Origin of the sequence: Paenibacillus donghaensis (assembly GCF_002192415.1) — a bacterium.
Lineage (GTDB): Bacteria > Bacillota > Bacilli > Paenibacillales > Paenibacillaceae > Paenibacillus_AQ > Paenibacillus_AQ donghaensis.
Genome location: NZ_CP021780.1, coordinates 3056897 through 3077120, shown reverse-complemented (window position 1 = coordinate 3077120; position 20224 = coordinate 3056897). Strand labels below are relative to the sequence as shown.

At 50.0% G+C, this 20224-nt stretch carries 11 protein-coding genes; 3 read left to right on the top strand and 8 right to left on the bottom strand.

Annotation, left to right across the window (positions count from 1 at the left end; translation table 11 throughout):
* Positions 1 to 29 precede the first annotated feature (29 nt).
* Positions 30 to 2309, bottom strand: coding sequence for a hypothetical protein (locus tag B9T62_RS13185; RefSeq protein ID WP_245864447.1), 2280 nt, complete (start codon positions 2307 to 2309; stop codon positions 30 to 32).
* 296 nt (positions 2310 to 2605) lie between these two features.
* Between B9T62_RS13185 and B9T62_RS13180 the strand changes: the two genes are divergently transcribed.
* The gene (locus B9T62_RS13180; protein WP_087915670.1) at positions 2606 to 3184 is read left to right on the top strand and encodes a DNRLRE domain-containing protein; all 579 of its coding nucleotides are present in this window, start codon (positions 2606 to 2608) and stop codon (positions 3182 to 3184) included.
* Positions 3185 to 3288: 104 nt separating this feature from the next.
* Positions 3289 to 4254, top strand: coding sequence for an NAD(P)H-dependent flavin oxidoreductase (locus B9T62_RS13175; RefSeq protein ID WP_087915669.1), 966 nt, complete (start codon positions 3289 to 3291; stop codon positions 4252 to 4254).
* Between the two features lie 105 nt (positions 4255 to 4359).
* Here B9T62_RS13175 and B9T62_RS13170 read toward each other — a convergent pair whose 3' ends face one another.
* The gene (locus B9T62_RS13170) at positions 4360 to 4731 is read right to left on the bottom strand and encodes a winged helix-turn-helix transcriptional regulator (protein ID WP_087915668.1); all 372 of its coding nucleotides are present in this window, start codon (positions 4729 to 4731) and stop codon (positions 4360 to 4362) included.
* A 244-nt stretch (positions 4732 to 4975) separates the two neighbouring features.
* Here B9T62_RS13170 and B9T62_RS13165 point away from each other — a divergent pair, with 244 nt between their 5' ends.
* The gene (locus tag B9T62_RS13165) at positions 4976 to 5554 is read left to right on the top strand and encodes an NAD(P)H oxidoreductase (RefSeq protein ID WP_087915667.1); all 579 of its coding nucleotides are present in this window, start codon (positions 4976 to 4978) and stop codon (positions 5552 to 5554) included.
* A gap of 176 nt (positions 5555 to 5730) precedes the next feature.
* On the opposite strand, the gene B9T62_RS13160 is transcribed toward B9T62_RS13165, so the two are convergent.
* From B9T62_RS13160 to B9T62_RS13135, 6 genes are all read right to left on the bottom strand, one after another.
* Positions 5731 to 7443, bottom strand: coding sequence for a glycoside hydrolase family protein (locus B9T62_RS13160; RefSeq protein WP_087915666.1), 1713 nt, complete (start codon positions 7441 to 7443; stop codon positions 5731 to 5733).
* A gap of 68 nt (positions 7444 to 7511) precedes the next feature.
* Positions 7512 to 7733: a hypothetical protein gene (locus tag B9T62_RS13155; protein ID WP_087915665.1), complete on the bottom strand. Its 222-nt coding sequence runs from the start codon at positions 7731 to 7733 to the stop codon at positions 7512 to 7514.
* A 112-nt stretch (positions 7734 to 7845) separates the two neighbouring features.
* Positions 7846 to 13326, bottom strand: coding sequence for a glycosyl hydrolase 115 family protein (locus B9T62_RS13150; protein WP_087915664.1), 5481 nt, complete (start codon positions 13324 to 13326; stop codon positions 7846 to 7848).
* A 34-nt stretch (positions 13327 to 13360) separates the two neighbouring features.
* Positions 13361 to 16528 carry a family 43 glycosylhydrolase gene (locus B9T62_RS13145; protein WP_087920262.1) on the bottom strand — a complete coding sequence of 1056 codons (3168 nt, stop codon included), beginning with the start codon at positions 16526 to 16528 and terminating at the stop codon, positions 13361 to 13363.
* 379 nt (positions 16529 to 16907) lie between these two features.
* Complete coding sequence (locus B9T62_RS13140) at positions 16908 to 18737, bottom strand: sensor histidine kinase (protein WP_087915663.1); 1830 nt, start codon at positions 18735 to 18737, stop codon at positions 16908 to 16910.
* Positions 18738 to 18757: 20 nt separating this feature from the next.
* Positions 18758 to 20200, bottom strand: coding sequence for a response regulator (locus B9T62_RS13135; RefSeq protein ID WP_087915662.1), 1443 nt, complete (start codon positions 20198 to 20200; stop codon positions 18758 to 18760).
* Positions 20201 to 20224 lie beyond the last annotated feature (24 nt).

Sequence of the window (20224 nt, the reverse complement as noted above, 5' to 3'; positions counted from 1 at the left end):
GCCGGCATTGGGGAAGCAATCCGTCGAGCTTAGGTCGAGTGTTGTTGCCGGTACGTAGCTGTCCCCTTGACCCAGTATATTTTCCAGGACGATGGCCTCCCCCCACAGCTTCTTGAATGGCTTGCCGGCAGCGGCCCATGTATGATACATCCTGTCCGCCAGTTTGCGGTCAACCTCAGCAACATCTTGCAGATAGGCCGCGAAGCTGCCGAATTCGCCCCTCCGCCGAGCGCATGATCGCCGAAGGGAGGCGTGCCGATCCGTCCGCCGAAGTATTCGTAACCCGGTGTCTGCATCTCAATGCTGAATCCGAACATTTGCGCTAGCGGGGTTGTTTGGAACCAATCGTCTCCCAGGACATTACGCGCTGCCTTGGCATAGCCGGCGAATCGTTCAAGCGCCGCATGATGGTAACGAATGGATTCCGGCCAGGAGTTATCCGGATTTACATTCAGCTCTAATTGGGCCTTCAGAATAGTGTCCGCATTATACAGCCAGGTGTGGCGGTTCGGAAAATCGGTTAACGTCATCATCATCAGCCCGGTGCCGGCGCACATGTCTGTCTGCCAATTGCTGCAGCCTGCCTGCGCCTCCCGGTGCGTCCACTCTGTCCGGTCCCGCAGATCCAGCATGTAGCGGAGAAGATATTCAACCAGCTCATAGAATCTTTCCTTGTCCTGACTTGAAAACACTCCCGCTTGCTTAATCAAAGAGTAGCTGACGGCCGCGCTGCTAAGCAGCCTTCCGCCTTGAACTGCGCCGTAGCTGTCACTTCCTTCCGGGCGGAGATTACTGACCATCCAATGCTCTGCGCCCTGGCAGAAGTCGTGAAGAATATACAGAAGGGCATATTTGACCTTTCGGGCGTAATCCAGCTCAGCGGTGATGGCGTACTGGATGGCGTCGCATTGCATAGCCAACTGGAAGCGGCCTCCGGGAAGTGAGGATTTCCGGTTGAACAAGTATTCGTATCCCCCTGCCGGGTTCCCCGATTCGTCATAATACGTAATGACCGTCTTCAGCCCTTGCTTCAGCTTGCCGTCAAGCTTGGCATTGAAGGTTAATGTGTAGCGGGCTCCGCCTTCTATCTTGAATTGCTCACTGTAAGTCCAGGCTCCCTCATCCTCACGGCCTGGATTGCAGAGATACAGCGAATGCTTGGCAACACCGTCCTTGTAACGAGGTGTTGCCTGTGATGAAGGGTTGGCCGTCTCCAAGCGTTTCCGGTCACCGCCGCCGCAGTAAGGATATCGGCTCTCCCACAGCATGACGGGATTCCCCTTGCGGACTTCCGGCAGCCAGCAGCTGGGTCTCCCGGTGCCTTCATCGAACCCGGGATTGCGGATTTCCAGGCTTCCCCCGCTTGCCGACAAAATTTCCAGATTGTCGATCCATACATGCCCCAAACCGTCTTGCTCGTTCTCTTGTGCTGGCAGCACGAAGGAAATCGTTGCGGTTACTGCATTCTCCGGTGCCTGGAAATTCACGATTTTGTCTGTAGAGCTCCATAGATAGAAACGGCGGTTCAGCTCACTGTAATCCGCTTCCTTGCCGATGATCATGGCCGCAGCATCCTTCAGGTCGTCTATGCTGAAATGCCCAGCAATGGAAGCAATCTGTTCGTACTGGGTCCGGACAAGGCGATCGGATGCGATTACACCTTTAACCTGCTCCAGTCCCTGCTCCGGCAAATAAAGAGAAGATGCCGGCTCCACATCCATGCGGAGCACGCGGGAGTGCCGGCATTCGCGGACCTGGTTAAAGCAATCCACAATGGCAAGTGCAAGCTCTTCACCGGATTCCTCTGAACGGAAGTTATTAATGCCCTGTTCCAGCATCCTTACAGAAATTTTAAGCTTACAGACTGCTTCTTCCCCGTAACAGCCGACTTGTGTTCCGGGTATGGCCCCCTTCAGTAGCTCATTCGCTTTTTCCAGCGCCAGTTCTGCTTTGGACGGAAGCAGCTCCTTGCCTCCATGGAACATATCCTGCTGCTCAAACCACTCCAGTGCCGGCTCCAGTCCATAGCGGGTATACACGCTGCCCTCTTCCGCAAAGGGAGGGACCATCGTAAACCGCCTGGTCGCAAACAGCACTTCCTCTTCCCCGCGCGGGATGTAAAACTCGCGGTTCCGCTTGAAAGGCAAACCGTTCCCGTCATTTAACGCTTGATCCGCTGCTTGCATCATGTCGTACAAAGCCAGCTTGGACCCGTTCGTGTAGTAGCGGCTTCTTGCTTCTATTAAGTCTTCAGCCCGCTCCAGCAAGGCTTGAAGCTTCTTCCTGTTCTCTGATACTTCGATAGCCATCTCTTTCCCGCCTTTTCTATAGGTTATCAAGTTGATTTCCTGAAAAGGATGACAGATGTTATGGAGAATGAATAGCACCAAATCGTAACGATTACCTCAATATTGAACTTCATGCTTCCTGATAGGTTCAAAATTTCCTTTTCTTAAGAAACCCGCATATCCTCCTTAAAAAACTGCACTTGCGTTTATGCTACTTTTTCATAAGGAGGTGAATCTGTATTGGCAATATAAAATCTGTTACGAATAACAACGTAGTGACGAATTCTTACTTTTCCTACTTGGAGGTATGCCGCAACATGAAATTATGTAAACAACACATTTCGTATATCCTGATCATAAGCATGATCGTCGGTCTCTTGACGGGGATAGTCTCTCCTGTTCATGCCGATGAACAATCATCGCCAAGCACAGTGATCGTCAGGCTTAGTCCGACGGATGATGCAAGCGTTCACAATGTAAATGTCAATACAAACTATGCGTCAGGGACGTTGATCTTGGGAGCCGGCAGACAATTTCTGATGAAGTTCGATCTGTCCGGCATTACAGATCCCATTACTAATGCCACGCTTAAGCTGTACAAGACCAACACGAACTCGGCTAACTTTACAGTGTTCCGCAGTGTATATGATGATTGGTCTGAAAGCACAGTGACTTATAGCAGTCTGCCGGGAGATTCTACGGGTGAGCATCTGATCGATGAAGCTTGCGGGGGCCATTCGTGTGTGGCTAGCGGCGGCAGCGGAACGATGATCCCGATCGATCTGAGTAACACAGTGCTCTCGGAAATGGACGGAGACAAGAAGCTTTCGCTTGTGTTCAAACGGGATAACACCGCCGCTTCTAAGTTGAAAGACATGATATTTAACATAGTTTGAGCATGCTCACAGTCACATCGGGAAAGACTTAACTGTGTTACGTTATAGCTAATTACTCCAGAGGAGTTTTTATAATGTCTACAACTTGTGAAAGAGGTGTGTAATTGAAACTTCCAACCATCCAATTCGGACATATTAAATCCAGAGTTCCTGTTATTCAAGGTGGAATGGGCGTAGGCATATCCTTAAGTGGACTAGCCGCTGCTGTAGCCAATGCAGGCGGGATCGGCACCATCTCTGGTACAGGGATCACTACTGAAGAGCTGAGAAAGCATATTCGCACAACAAGAGAACTCTCTAAAGGGATTGGCTATATCGGTGTGAACGTACTATTCGCAGTGAAGGACTTTGCCGAAAAAATGAAGGTTGCTTTGGAAGAAAAGGTTGACTTTATTATTTCCGGAGCCGGAATTTCTAGAGATATTTATGCTTGGGGTAAAGAATATGGTACTCCTGTAGTAACTATTGTTTCATCCGCCAAATTAGCCAGAATTTCCGAAAGACTTGGTGCCTCCGCAGTCGTTGTGGAAGGGTTCGAAGCTGGGGGCCATTTAGGTACAGACAGATCCATGTTTGATATCCTTCCTGAAGTCTTAGAGGCCGTTTCGATTCCGGTTATTGCTGCGGGTGGGATTCTGACAGGGGATGATATCGCAAAAGCCCTTCGGATTGGCGCATCTGGTGTTCAAATGGGTACCCGTTTTGTGGCTAGCCATGAGTGTGATGCTCCCTTAGCCTTCAAGCAAAAGTATGTAGATGCTCAGCAAGGAGATACTGTCCTCATCAAGTCTACAGTGGGTCTAGAAGGTAGAGCGATTCGGAATGAATTTACGGACCGGATCAGTGATGATGCCAAATTAAAGATAGTCAAATGCTATGATTGTCTAAAGGTTTGTTCACATCGCTTCTGTACAATGGAATCCCTGCTTACTTCCCTTAGAGGAGATGTTAAGAACGGTTTGGTTTTTGCTGGGTCCAGAGTTCATGAGATTAAAGAGATTTTGTCCGTACAGCAGATTATCGACAATTTAATGAATGAGTATCAAGGGGCATTGAACCCGACAACTTAAGGTTGTTATAAGATATAAAAGCACGATTAACCACTTAAGCTTGGGATTTCCGAGCGTAAGTGGTTTTTTATTTCCGTACCTTTCTTTTTTAATATGGCAACAGCCTTAAAACTCTTCCAAAACCTTGGATTTTTCCCCATGAACCTTTTCCAGGTGTTCTTCTCCCCAATAGCATAAATGGTCTAGCGCGGGTTTTAGTCCCCAGCCGTACGCCGTTAACTCATACTCCACTTTAGGTGGGATCTCTGTATAAACCTTTCGTGTAACAATCTCATCCTTTTCCAGGCCTCTTAGTTGAGTGGTCAGCATTTTTTGAGTAATACCAGTCATTAACCGTCGAAGCTCAGACGTCCGTTTCCGTCCAGTCATCAAATGATAGATGATTAAAGGCTTCCATTTCCCCCCCATTACTTCTAGTGCTGCCTCTACTCCAACTTTATACTTTTTTTGAACGCTATTTTCCCTCTTTTCAGTCATCTCTTATTCCTCCGTTAAAAGGCTGTGTTTTTGTTAGGAACATAGTATTCATTCCCTTCAGTCGGCTCTTGAGGTAAGTTTCTAGTTCATCTATGTAGGGCACTTCCATGTTCCTAAGGCACCTATATCATCCTATAGAACTTGAAAGTGCGTACTTCCAGATTAATTCATTACTGTTTATAATAGCATCAGCCATTGATCATGGCTACAAGTTAACTTTCAGAAAGGTAGTGAAGATACAAGCATGAGCGTATTAATCGTTGTTTCGCACCCGAGAAAAGATTCCCTGACCTTTAAGGTTGCCGATCGTTTCGCACAAGGTCTTGCCGAAGCTGGCCACGACTATGAGATATTGGATTTACACGGGATAGGCTTTGACCCTGTTTTAAAAGGAGTAGATGAACCTGACTTGTCAGTTGAGGAGCAATCCTTTTCACCTGAGGTGGAAAGGGAAATTAAGCGAATGAAGGAGCATGATGCCTTGGCATTTATTTTTCCGGTCTGGTGGTGGCATTTGCCAGCCATGCTAAAAGGTTATATTGACCGTGTATGGAACAACGGGTTTGCATACGGTACGAACCAGCTTCATCATCAGCATGCTTTGTGGATTGGTTTGGCAGGCGTTTCGAAAGAACAGATGAAAAAGCGTAACTATGATGAAATGATTACTCATCTGCTCAATGTGGGCATTGCAGATTATTGCGGTGTTTCCAATTCCAAGGTTGAATTTTTATACGAGACTTTAGATTCCAATCCCGAGCATTATGAGATGCTGCTTAACCAAGCTCATCACTTAGGGTTGAATTATGCCAAGGAACAGTAAGCTAGTTCTCGTCCCGAGCAAAGGATAAGAACTTGATCCCTTAAAATAGAAAACCCGCGCCAGGCGCAGGTTCCAATAGGACTATGTTCTTGTCCTTAGACGACCGGAGCTAAGAAACCGCAACCCGCAAAATTGCTTTTGCGGGTTGCGGTTTCTGCTTATGTCTGTGTCTGCCGTTACTTTTTCCCCTGCGCCTGCTGGGTAGGACCATAATTGACGGCCCCGGTGAAATGAACATCTTCCGCGGATGGATAGTATTTCGGGATGTGTAAATTCCGCTGGTATAGTCTCAAGTGCTCTCCGCGCGGAAAAATATCGATGACATCACAGCCTCTCCATGATACCGAATATTCCTCGCCCCGCACCGTTTCTTTCACCACCGCCGTCTCCAAAGGATGCTCCAGCTCCACAATATCCCCTGCTGCTACATTGCGGAACACTACCAGATTGCCCTCCCTTGAGGGTACGCAGGTTATTCCATTAATCCTCCCGCCCAGATCCTGACCCATCCAGTCGTAAGCCCGTACTGCAACGTCACACCGCCGCTTGGGCGTGATGGAAATATAACCTGTATCGGGATAATTCATGCTCACCGTGGCTTCCTCAGTTTCCTTATCAACGGGGATATTGACGAGAACCATCTCATCGCGGAATTCCACCGACCGGTTCCATACCATTTCCAGGGCCACCGGAGCCATGCCGACGCAGCAGCCCGCAATGGAGCGGAACTTGGACAACGAAATGGAATTGACGAGGGAGCCTCCGGTGAAGCCGCCAATCATTCTCTTGTCAATCTCCCTGTAGCTAACCCCCTCTCCGTCAGGCCGGGTATTGTCTGTAACTACATAGGAAGACACCTTCAACTGATTTTCCACCAGCTGGTTCCGTGCAAACAGGGTCATATCCTCCCAATATTCCTCGTACCCGGCCAGAATCAATTCATTAGCGCATTCGATCATATCTTTAATGCAGCAGGTTTCACAGTGCTCCTCATGCAGCGGATGCCACTGGGCATATTCGGGCACCCAGCCGAAGGAGGAGGACAGGGAACGGATATAGTCATATATCCCTTTGCCTGCGGCAATGTACCGTTGGCTGCCGGTGATGCGGCCAAGCCGGACGAGTCCAGAGGCAACCCAACCTGCCGAATGGACATGGCCGAAAAACTCCATTTTGAAATTAAAATAGCGCGAGGGTCCCAAGAGGTGGTTGGCAATGCCAATAGCCAAATCAAGCGCAACCTCGTCTCCGGCGATTTCATATCTGCGCACCAGGGAGTGAAGCACAATGGCATTGCGGATCCCCTGCTCCCCCCGCCCGGTGTGCCTTGACAGATCGAACCCGCCGTCTTTCAAATACACATCATTGGGGAATTCATAAACCGGCTCCTTTTCCTCATAATCTCCTGACCAGAAGGTTCTGACCTTTCTTTCGATTACAAGTGAACGGAGCCCTCTTACAAGCTCAGAAGCCCTCTTCTCCGGCTCCTGATCCCCGGGATTGTTCTCCAGCATCCTGTTCAGCGCCGGAAGGATATAGCCCATTTCGTGAAAGGAGCTGTGATTCGTATGGGTCCAGGGGTATGGCTCATGAAAGCGCAGCCCATGCTCTCCCCAAGACTTCATGAGATGGCGGTAAAAGGATAACTGAACCGGGGCGCCTTCTTCCGTCTTCAGCATTTTTCGGACGGCGTCAATGGCTTCATACCAGGAGCCAACCAGCTCCGCATCGTCTACCCGGCAGTGAGCGGCTTCAGCAGGCTTTTTATGAGGCAGCACAAGCCAATACGGAAGGTTGTCCGCCTTTTCATCCACCATGGATGTCAGATACCCCAAAACAAGTTTCGCATTTCTTAATGGCTCAAATTTTTCATATGTCGGATTTGACATATCCATCCCTCCATAGTTCCCGCAGGTTTATAATACCGATCATAGCGGTGACAGTCCCTGTAATGAATCTAATCTTTTGGTGCCCAAGCCCCTCGGGGCGCATCCTGTTCGGCTTTTTCCGCCACCGATGCAATCTTGACTTGGATATTATCGAAATCCACTTGCCCATTGGGGAAGCCGTCGATGCCGAAGACATGTCCCGTTAGTACAGTACTGCCCTCCGTACGGAATGCAAAGTTCTCCGCAATGATCTCATCCCCCATATAGACGCTGTAAGTCTGCGCATCCATATCAGCAATGATTTTGAAAGGATACCAAGTATCGTAGCGTAGGCACCTGCTTGGTTCTTCGGCTGGAAAGCATTCGCATACTGAAGTCCCGTTTGAAAGCGTGCGGAATACTCTACAACGACTTGGGTGTCTGTCCGGAAGGCGACTTCATCGCTACTGGATGAACCTGGGTAATCCGAGGCGCCTTAGGTTCCGGATCAGCAGTAATGCCGGCGTGAATGGCATTGGCAATCCAGGTGTAGCCAGCGGCATTGCCGTGTACATAATCCGGGAACTGATCCAGTGTTGCATTCTTCGTTGCATCGTGTACGTCAATAAAACTACTGTCCGCAATCCGTGCAATCTGCTTTTGGAGCGGAACAATCTCGTTATGCAACACATCGGCCTGGATGCCATATCGATTAGACCCTGGTACGACTGTAGGCGATGTAGCCAGGTATACAACGGGATGGGTGTCCAAATCACGGTAGCTCTGGATGAGCGCCAGAGCATCATCCACATACTCTGCTTTGTACGGATGCCAGTTCAGCACCTTAGAGTCATTGGTTCCCAGCATAATGATAACAACATCGGGCTGGAATGCCTTGCTCTCCATATATTTTCCCTGGTGCACATAGCCCTTCTTGGCGCCACCGGTATCGGTTCCCTTATTCAGCATGGAGGCACCGCTTACACCAAAGTTCGCCACCTCATAATTTCCACCCAACAGGCTTTGCAGCTTGGCGGGGTATTTGTCCTCGGGCTTAATGGGACCTGCCGAATCAGAGCCAAAGGTAATGCTGTCACCAACAGTGGCGATCTTGATCCGGGCTACTGTCACTTTGGCAGCAGCTTTGTGATCATTGGTGTTGGTTATTGTGCCTGTCAGGGTGATCGTTCCTGTAAAAATGTATTCACCAGACTTCGATGCGTCATAGGTCTCGTTATCCCAGGTCACATTCAGTTTAGCTTTGTCACCACTACCAAGTGTAACCCCCACCTTATTCGGTAGACTGTTCAACACGACTGCTTTATCCGTGCCGAGAGCTACAGGCGGAAGGGAAACAGGAGTAACGCCAGTAATATCATTAGGCGTCTCCGGCTTGGCAGGATTTATGATGCTAACCTTAAAGTCGTCGTAGTCGATTGAGCCGCCCGGCATGTTATCCAGTCCGAACCGCTGGCCAGTCAGCTTGCTGCCGCCTGTGTTGCGGAAGCTGAAGTCAGCGGCTACCGGAACAGGATCATTGTCCATATAGACGGTATAAGTCCGGGCGTCCCAGTTGCCCACCATCTTAAATGTGTGCCATTGATTGTAATTAAACGCTTTGACGCTGACCTTATCTGCATTGGATGTGCCCTTATGCACTTTGATCTGATGCACTCCACTTGCATTTTCAAAGGCAGTTACCATGGAATAATTGTTAGTACCGCTGTCGTTTCTCACCATGGCGCCATTGGCATACTGGAAGTTGCCGTTGAATCTGGCGCGGTATTCGATGACGATACGCTGATTCGAAGCAGCCTTTACCTCGCCTGCATACGGCAGAAACAGATCGGCCTTGCCGGCAGTAGAGGTTGTGGTCAGACGCAGGAATTGATTCCCACCCTCCTTTTGCACAGTGGCCGTAGCGCCATTGGTCATCCCTTCGACGTTAAAGCCGTAAGGATATTTGCCCGCCTTATCACCAGAGAAATCTCTGAAGGCATTATAGGTCATGCCATCCCGTGTAAGGACGAGAGAATGGGCCAGAGCTGTTTCGGCGGCAGTAATGGCATTCAGGGCTTCGTCAGCTTGCTGCTCTGTAGCCCTTCCGCTCTTGGCCAAGGCATCCGCTGCGTTCAGCGCACTCATCAAGGAGTCATAGGCAGCCTGACGGTAATGACCGAGAGCATCACCTAATGGATAAGAGGTCCCGGACATCCCGGCGCGCTTCGCGTTCACGGCTGCCTGGAGCCTCAGTCCCGCAGTGCTCCCCGCCCGGAGGGAGGGGTTCCAGAGGGCGTCGGTTGGGGTCTCGCCGCTCTTCGTCAGGTAGATGCGATCTACATACAGACCGTCCTCGCGCATCCACAGGCTGAAGGAATGCTCGTCCGCTGTGGCGACGTTAACCTTGCCCACGTTTTTCCAGTGCCATTTCTCATCCAAATTATTGCTAAAAAAAACATCTGTCGAGAAGTTGCCGAGACTGCCATCCAAACCGCCGCGAATAGAGTCGGAAGCGTTGTCCACATACCGCCAGCGGACCCAGACATTATACGTACCCGTGTTGCTAAAATTGATTTTGTATGTTAATTCCGGACTATATACAGGGAATTCGGCATTCTCTGACCACTGTCCGCCCAGATCGGGAAGGCGCATGGCCATGCCGGTGTCCGATTGAGTAAGGCGCCAGGCATTGGGAATCTTCCCTGCCACCTGGGCAGCCTTATCCCGCTTGGAAAGGGTGTACGCCTTCATGTCAGACGTAATCTGGCTTTCGGAATCAAGCACATGTTCCATGGCGTACTCGGCCTCAACGCTTACCTTTCCATCCGCTTCAACAACAGCTCCCCCTCCCCAGCCAGCCGGGATGTTAATCGGTTCAGCTACTGTTGAGGTCCAGGGCAGAAGATCGATGCCAGGGCTGAACTTAGTATTGTATTCATGGTGGTAACTCTCGTCAGGGCCAAGCTCGGTGGGAATGACACCCTCCGGACCGGTGTACAGCACCATCTTGTCAATCATAATATAGCTATCCACCATCCACAGCTTGACGGTGTGTTTTCCAGCTGACAGAGCGGGCATATTCACCACATGCTTCTCGATCATATGGAAGATGTTGCTCACCCAGATGGTGCCTTGCCCCTCATCGGCCGCGGCGGATTCCACGACAATCGGGGTTTCGTTGTCCACGGATACGGCAAAGCGTACCTTCCCCTTGGAATTGAGCGTGGGAATCCGGTATATCTCCAACGGGAACTGGCCTGCGGAGGTCAGGTTGATGTCATACTCCAGGCTGGGGGCAGCCGAGGTGATCGCAGTCTCATCCACGGCGCTCAGGTCAGGAGCAAAAGCACGCACTACATCACCGCCAAAAGCACGACCCAGGTCATGGACGATTTGCCAGGTCTTATCGCTGTTCGTGTTCAAGCGGCTGTAATGCTCGGCTTCAATCGAAACATAGCCGTCAGCCTCTGCGTAGCCCTGGATTGCGGACAGGGCCATTGCCGGATTCTCAATCGCCACCTGAATGGTCTTGTTCGTGTTGGCTGCAGTATCGGTAATCGTAATCGCTGCGGTTGCGCCTTTGTGGGCTTCCATCTGATCAATCGTAACCCAGAGACGGGTCTCGTCGCTGACGGTTCCTGCCGCGGCGGAGAGCTGTACCCAAGGCTGATCGGCGGCGGCAGTCCAGTTGATGCTGCTGGCTCCTTTGTTGAAGACTTGGATGAATTTACCATCCTGGTTGTAAGGGGAGAAGACCACCCTGGAGTTCTCCTGGGGCATTTTCTCGCCTTGCACGACCACGCCCATGGACGGTTCTCCCAGCACCAGCGCCGGCGTGCCGGGGGGAAGCTGATTAATGACGGGAGGCGACGCATTCTCGGGATCAATGAATCCCTTCCATTTGCCATCTGCCATCGTACTGTAACGCGCAATTTCCGCTTTCTTGGCCAGGTCAGCCTCCTGCGAAAGCTTGAGAAACGCATCGGCGGAAGCCATCCTGCCCTGATCGAAAGCCAGATTGCTTCTATCCGCATAATAGTAGGCTTTATTGACATAATACGCCCAGTTAATTTTGGACTGCACCAGTTCATAGAAGCTCAGCTTCTGCGCCTCAGGCAGTGCATGATAGATAGCGGCGGTGCGGTTGAACAAATCCTGATATACCGCCACCCGCTTGGAACTCTCATCTCCATAGTGAGTCTGGTTGAACAGGTCAACCTTCATATGCTCAAGCTTGCGAACGTTGGTGTGCTGGTAGAAAGTAGTGAGAATATCAGCTGCCTCGTCGCTATACTGGCTGCCGAAATGTTCAGAAGTCCAGTCTTTCAGAAATTGATCCGCCTGGTTCTTGTACTTCTCTACGTCCCATCCGTAACGGATAAAGAAGGTCATCTCGGCTTCCTGCGGCTTGATATCGCCCACATTCAGTATCCAGGACTTCCGAATATGATGATCCCAAGACTTGCTGAGCTCCTCACCCATCAAGGCAAGGGGGATCGAATTGAGCCACATATAGCTTTGGTCGACAGGAGCCCAGTAGGAAACGTGATAGTATAACCCGTGTCCGCCTTCGCGTGCACGTTCTGCAGCATCAGGTACCCTCCGCATGATTCCGTGATTATCGTCGCACCAGATCACTGTCACATTCTCGGGCAGATCAAATTTGGGGTGATTATAGATAGGCAGGACTTCCTTGTACGGGATAAATGCCTGGAAGGAATTCTCATATTTATCCTGGCCCAGTATCTCCTGAAGCAGATTCTGCTGCTCCCGGATGATCTCATTCATAAGGGCAGCTTTCCGCTCCTCCAGATCACCGCCCAAGTAATTATAGGCAGGTTCCATGAGATTCTTCACATTGAAAGCCTCATCATGTATCCCCCGCATACCCAGTGTCCATTGCGCATCGGTGTCTTTATGGCGTTCGATGCTTTCCCGCCAGTACTGGAGCACAGCCTCCTTGCTTACAGTGTAGTCATATTGAATCGTGTCGGGATTAACACCCTTCTGTACGACATAGTTCTTTTTCCACTCATCCCACTCGTGGGTGTTCGTCCGCAGGAGCATATCGGGGTGACTGGAGCCCAGCACGATGCCGTATTCCTGCACCAGATCAATATTGCCCGGTACATTGTTAATCGAATTGACATGCATAGCCGCCCAGATGTAGTTGCCCTTCAGCCGCAAAATGAGCTCGAAGATTTTGGCATAGGTTTGCGGACCCATCGTTTCCGGGTCTTTGAATACATCCTTTGCCCAGCGGCTGAGCTTCTCCTCATCATTGAGGAAAACACCGCGGTACCGCACATCGGGCATGTCAGTGACTGAAGTATTGGCCGTTACATAGACCGCATTCCTGCTTTTGATTGCTGCGTCAGCGAAAAAATACCAAGGATCTACACCCATTCGTTCCGAGAGCTCGTATACGCCAAAGATGGCTCCGCGAGAATCCGAGCCTGTGATGACCAGGGTGTTTTCGTCCACCACCTTGATTAAGTAGGCTTCCCATTCATCTTTAATAGCGTTTACCTCATTTGCGGTGATTTTCCCTTCGGTGACCAGCGCCTTAATTTGAGCGCTGCCAGCCAGTGTGCCCACGATCACGACGGGACCTGGGGGCAGGGCGGCCGCGCTACTCACATTGGCATCCAGATTGGTGACTCGCTTGATGTCCTCCTTCAAGTCCTTCACCACTCGTCTGACCGGCGCTTTCTCCGCGACGTCAACCCAGATGGCCGCTGCCGTTCCGTTAGCCGCTAGAGGGAAATCGCCAACTTTCCCCGCTTCCGAAACCATTCCTCCGTCCTCAGAGGATGGATTACTGGCTGCATAGGCGGGCATCATCCCGACAAAAAGTGCGATCGTGATCATCACTGCAATCATACGTCTTGTATATCTGATCACTTTAGCTCACCTCATTTTTTGTTTGTGTTTCCGCTTACATGCCAGTGATGCGCCCATCCTTGGCGTCTGCCGCTGTTTCGTTGCTTGTTTCCAGCCCCTCAGTTGCAACTTTCGATCCTCCGGTAACCATGACTTTGAAATCGTCGAAGTCGATGGAGGCGTTGGCGTAGCCGTCGATGCCGAACCGCTGTCCGGTCAGCTTGCTGCCGCCTGTATGGCGGAAGATGAAGTTAGTGGCCACCGGAACAGGATCATCGTTTATATAGACGGTATAAGTCTTGGCGTCCCAGTTAGCCACCATTTTGATTTTGTACCATGTATTGAAATCGAAGTCTTTAACTTTAATCTTACTGGATGCTCCATTCTGCACGACAATTTTACCCGTATCAAAAGCCGTGACCATGGAATAATTGCCAGTACCGCTGTCAGTTCTCACCATGGCGCCATTGGCGTACTGGAAGCTGCTGTTTAATCTGACACGATATTCGATGACGATGCGCTGATCCGACTCAGCCTTTACCTCGCCAGCATACGGCAGGAACAGGTTTACCTTGCCCGAAGTAGCAGTTGTGGTCAGTCGCAGGAATTTATTTCCGTCTTCTTCCTGCACAGTGGCGGTAGCGCCATTGGTCAGATCTTCGGTGGCAATGCCGTAAGGGTATTTGCCCGCCGTATCGCCGGAGAAATCCCGGTAAGCGTTATAGATCACGCCATCCTGTATGCTGTTAAGCGAACCTAACAGAGCGGCTTCCGCCCCGGCAAGCTTATCCAGTTCCTCGTCAAACTGTTCTTCGCTCAGATCAGCGTTTACGGCCATCTCCTCCGCCTTGTCCACCTCGGCCACGAAGGCATCATATTTGGATTGACTATAGTTGCCCAACCCATCGCCCAAAGGATAGGAGAAATTGACTAGCTTGTTGCGGAGTTGATTCACAATCTCATCAAGTCCCCACCCCGGGACAACTTCTACGGCAACGGTAGAAGAAATATCACGGTCACCCAGTTTCAGGGTAACGGGCACCTGAACAGTGCCAAGAGAGCTGAAGTCAAGTCCCACCAGCTCCCAGCTGACGACCTCTGCCTTCTTCGACTCGCTATTGTAGACAACATCAACAACGCTGGGCAGCTTAGGAGTCACTCCAGAAGGAGTCTTCACTAATGAAACAACCTGAATCGCGTCAGAAGCTGCAATTACAGTCAAGTTGAGTGTCGCTTTCTTGCCGTTGTATTCGGCTGTAATAAGAGCTTTGCCCGGTTTAATCGCATATACCGATTGGCTGACCGAATCAGAATCAATCCTGGCCACCCCGGGATCGCTGCTGGTATACTGAGCATCATCTGTCACATTCTGGACTTCATAATTGTTATAGCGTGCTGTTACCTGCAATGGCCGGCTTGTCTGCCCGCTAGTCAGGATGTTGTCCAATCCGCTGATGACAACGGACTGCACAGATTTAGGCTCAGCAGCAACGGTAACCGTGGCCGTGGTCATTTTCCCGTTATATGTCGCGGTGATTGTGGTACTACCCGCCTCGACAGCCTTAACCCTAACCCCTCCGTCAATAACGGCGACCTTCGTGTCGGAAGAACTGAAGTAAACTCCTGTGTTAACAGCGGTATAGGTAGTGCCTGTTACCGTATACAGGGGCAAACTGCGGGTTTCACCCAACCCCAGCGTGTACCCCGGAGATTCGAATAAAATTTCCGACGTATCAAGCTGGAATATATCCATACTGTCGATTTCGGCAAGGTTGTTACCCTTCGAGAAGCGGATGATGTTGTCGCCTTGCTTAAGATAGACTTTCGCCGTGGAGGTTCCCCAACGATTCGAGCCGGAATAGACGATGTTCAAATTGGCGCCGGAACTGCCGTTGACCGACAAGAAATGGGAGGCATCCGCCGCATTGGATGAGCCGTTGGCATTGCGCACGGACAGCACATAGAATCCCGCCTCCGGCACGGTTACTGTAAACTGGGCATAATCATTGGCGCTCTTGATGTTTGCGATCTTCATCCCGCCGGAAGCGGTACTTTCCCGCCAGACACCGGGAGAAGTTTCGCCACTAGGATCTTTCACCAGCAACGCGTTTTCCGCTTCATAGCGCTTCCGAACCGGCTCGCCCGAAGGCCTCACAATCGGTCTGTTCGGATCTACGGGTTCTCCCAGGTTCGGCGTATTGTTTTCGTTCCAGGTGAATTTCTGCGTGCGGACATTGCGGGTCCATCCTGATCCCGGCCAGCGGGCGGCATGGTAGATGATCCAATCCTCCGTGCCGTCAGGAGACGTGACGATGCTGTGGTGGCCCGGGCCGTAAACGCCATTGGCGCTGGAGAAGATCGGCTTGTCCTGTTTTACCCAGGAGCTGGGATTCATCAAATCGTTGCCAATCTTGGCGGTGATCAGCCCAAGGCAGTAACTGTCTGTCCAGCTTCCGTTGGCGGAATAGACCAGATTGATGGTTTCGCCCTTTATAGTGACTTGGGGGCCTTCATTGATTCTGCCCGGAGACGTTTCCCAAATCTGGTCAGGCGTCGAAATCAATACCCGTTCCGAACTGATGGTCCGTGGATTGCTCATCTTTGCAATATATAAATTTTGGAAGCTACCGTCTGTTTCCTCCCAGCCGGACCAGATGAAATAGTGTTCCTCATTTACAGTCAGCACCGTGCCGTCGATCGCCCAACGGTCGGTGGAATCGGTAATCTTTCCTTTGAACTCCCAGGTTCCGGTCATCGGATCATCACTGGCGTTCTCCAGCACGTACATGCGGTGGTTTGCGTTGGTTCCGTTGTCAGCCGCGAAGTAAATATACCATTTGTACTCTCCGTCGGTATCTTTGAGATAGTGCATTTCTGGCGCCCAAACATTGGAACTGTACAGGGTACCCTTAACCGGTGTCCAGGCTAGGCTCCTCTCGCCCGCATCAATGCCGGTGATGGTCTTCGCTCTGCGGACCATGATGCCGCTGGCGTTGACAAATACGTTGTAATAATAGCCGTCCGTGTGCTTATAAACCCATGGATCAGCTCCTGCCTGCATGATAACATTGTAGAAATCCGACACGTTCTTCCCCCCCTGCACCGATGCCGAATATGGCGTATCTGGCGTCGACTCTGCCGCAGCCGCCGCTCCACTCCATTGCGGCAGCATCAGCAGCACCGCGAGACAAAGCAGCAGATATCTGAATCTTTTCCTGAGCATTTGCAGTCCTCCCTCGACAGATAAAACCGCTTTCATTTTTTCATCTCCTTCTTGTATTGATTTTTCTGGTCAGCGTCCTCATTCTACCTTCCGGAGAAAATTAAAAAAATGTACTATCTTAAATTGTTTTTGTAACCGTTTAAGAAAAGGCGCCCTGACGTTTCATTGACTGTTAATAGCAGGAAACAAAAAGGACACAATCCCCAATTAAAGGATGTGTCCCAATTCTAATTTCCCTATATTAGCTTCCCGGCAACGATTTGTCTTATTTGTTCCAACGGAACCTTTACGAATTGCGGACGGGGATATTCTGTCCGCAGGATGGATGAAGTCATAGCTCACATTCCCTTCTTTTATATAATACAAAATAAATTTCCTGCTACTCTTCCAAAAGTTTGCGGTCGTTTAACAGCTGCGGAATCTTCACGGTCACTGTTGTCCCATGGCCGAACCGGCTTTCTATGGTGATCCCGTAGCCCTCTCCGAACAGTAGCCGGAGCCTGTTATGGATATTGGTTAGCCCAATGCCTTTTGCCGGTTGACCGTCTGCTGCGCGCTCCGGGTACTCCATGCCCAGCTTGAACTGGAGGGCGGCCAGCTCCTCCGGCTCCATTCCCCTCCCTGTATCTGTAATACAGAAGCATACATCCCCATGCGCATCCATGCTCCCGGTAACCAGGAGGCGCCCCCCTTGGTCCATCCGCTCCAGCCCGTGGTAGACGGAATTCTCCACAATGGGCTGGAGGATCATCTTGGGCGTTTTCATATCCATCAGCCTGTCCTCCACATCAAGCTCCATGGAGAATTTATTCTCGTACCGGATTAAGATAATCTTCATATAAGCCTGAATACAGTCAACTTCTTCCCTGATCTGTACAAGATCATCCTTTTTGATGCTGTAACGGAAGATTTTAGACATGCAAAACGTAATTTGCGCAATCTCCCTGCTTCCGTATTCCAATCCGATGCTGCTGATACAATTCAGCGTATTATAGAGGAAATGGGGATTGATCTGGCTTTGCAGGGCGGAAAACTCCGCCTGCTTCTGGCTCAGCTCGGATTCATATAATCTGGCCTGGGTATTGAACATATCTCTGGCCATTTCCTCCATCTCATCCATCATCCGGTTAATGTCGCGGGCCAGCAAGCCTACCTCATTGGTAAACCGGACTTTAATGCGGAAGCCCATATCCCGCCTCCCCACCCTCTTCATATCCATAACAAGTCCCATCAACGGACGCATCAGATTGTTCATGAAAAAACTGCCAGTTATGATCATGGTTAGAATAATGCCAATCCCCACGATAATGCTGACCTTCCGCATGGGGGTCATGTCCGCAGTCAGTTCATGCACCGGAATCATACTAACGATCCGCCACCCGTCTGCTTGCTCCAAGCCCTTGACCTGGACGAGAATATCCTCCCCGTCGATGGTTGCTTTTACGCCGTTAAGCAAGTTGTCCTTATCCATAGACAGAACATCTCTGAACAACGTTCCCCGGGCATTGGAATTCGTGGATGCAATCACCTCATCCCGGCTATTCAGAATGTACAAGGTGGAGTTGGACGTTAATTCCGTATTTTCCACCAGCCCCTGCATCTTTTCCATATTGACCATCACTGTGCAGTAACCCGTAATTTGGGAGAAATAGATTCCTCCGATAGCCTCCACAATCGGTGCGATATAAAAAAACTGTTCCGTTTCTGTTCTGTCGTCTTTTAAAATCGTGGTGAACATTCCCTGATCCCGAAGCGAAGGATCATCCTTATACTTCTGAATAAAGCTTTCATAACGATTGAGGTAAAAAATATCGCCGCTTGCGGACTCCAGACTGTAAAGCCGCCTTCCCTGGATGTCATTAATTACAATTCCGTTCACATACGAATTAAAGGATCTCATATATTCCATGAGATCCAGTGCATATGGACCACTATCAAACGCCCTTTTGTAATCATCATTCACTACGGAAAATTCCTGAATCAGTTTGCTATTGACCGCAATGCTGGTGCTGACCCTGATATCATTAAATACAGAATCAATCTTGCGGCGTGTTTGCTCAATCATCTGGTTACCGTAAGTGGCAGCCCTCTTCTGGGTTAAATTAGAGAAACTATAGAAGAAATAAAATTCCATGACTGTGAATATAACGATAGAGAAAAAAAAGATAAGCCATATTTGATGTTTCAATTTCACTTTACTGGTCTTCATGGCCCGCCGCTCCGTTCATATTAACTTTTTCTGAATTTGGTGGGCGTCATCCCGCAATGCTTCTTGAAAACTTTATTGAAATAATAATAATCTACATACCCGGACTTAATGGCAATTTTCTCAATGGATAGGTCCGTTTGCTTCAGAAGCTCACGGGCTTTCTTGATCCTGAGCTCCGACACATATTCGGAGAAGGTTTTGCCCAGATTTTTTTTGAATAATTGACAGCAATACACCTGATTGATGAAGAATTGGACGGACAAATCCTTCAAATACAATTTCTGCTCAAAGTGCCGGTCGATATAGGCGATCATCCGGTTGAAGCAGGACAAGATATCCCCTTCCTGCAAGGAGCGGCTGTTCCCATGCCTAATGGAGGTGAGGACGTCATGTAAAAAGCTGCACATAGATTCAAAGTGTTCAAATCGTTCCTTGATCTCGGAATAATTCAGAAATTCCAGTTCCATATCTTTGAGTTCCTCGGAATATGCGTTTACAAGTATCCCGACTGCCTGATTCCACAAGTAGACAACCTCACACATGCCCAGATGATGATTCCTAAAGTATTCCTGCAGCCCTTTGATGTACACATCCATGTTGTCAAATTGATTCTCCTGAATGAGACTATAGAGCCCATCGATACATGGTTTCACCAGCTGAAGCTTCGGCTCGTAGTGAACGGCACCTGCAGCTTCCTCCAGAAAAACCCGGGAGGCGGACAGGTCTGCTTCTTTAATCAGCTTGCTCATATGCTTAAGCTGGCTGGAGATGCTGCTAATGCCCACAACATGGATGCCAGTCTTATTCAGAAGCAATTCATCCCAACTCCCCTCCAAACAAGCCCTATGCTCCGTCATCAGCACAACCAGCATTTTTCTGGTTCCGGCTTCAACTTCCACAGCATTAACAGGCCTTCCCTCCAAAGACAGCAGCTGTATGAAATCCTTGTTGTCCCCCTCGAAATAGATAGCAAGCACCTGGTAATAGCATACAGCCGCGCAATCGGAGAGCGGAAGGAAGCGCTTTATCTCGTCCTGATCCGCTGAGGTCAGCGCATCAAGAAGGAGATGATTGCGTGCAGCGCTTCTCCGGGAGAAGTGCATGGCGAGCCTCGCAATGAACTGATCAGCCATATCAACATCCAAAGGCTTCAGGAAATAATCCAGTGCGCCGTAACGCAGCGCTTCCTGGGCGTATTCAAATTCTGCATATCCGCTGACGATGACAAACTCAACGTTCAACCCTTGTGCTTTGGCCCGCTTCATCAAATCCAGTCCGGAAATGTCCGGCATCCGGATATCAGTAAACACTAAGTCCGGTTCCTGTGCTCTTATGGCATCCCACGCTTTGTAAGCGCTTGTAAATTGTCCTATGATTTCAAAACCATACTTATCCCAGTCAAAGGCGTTGCGGATTCCTCTAATCGCCCACGACTCATCATCTACAATTATGACCTTGTACATGGGTATCCTCCTGAACATATGGAT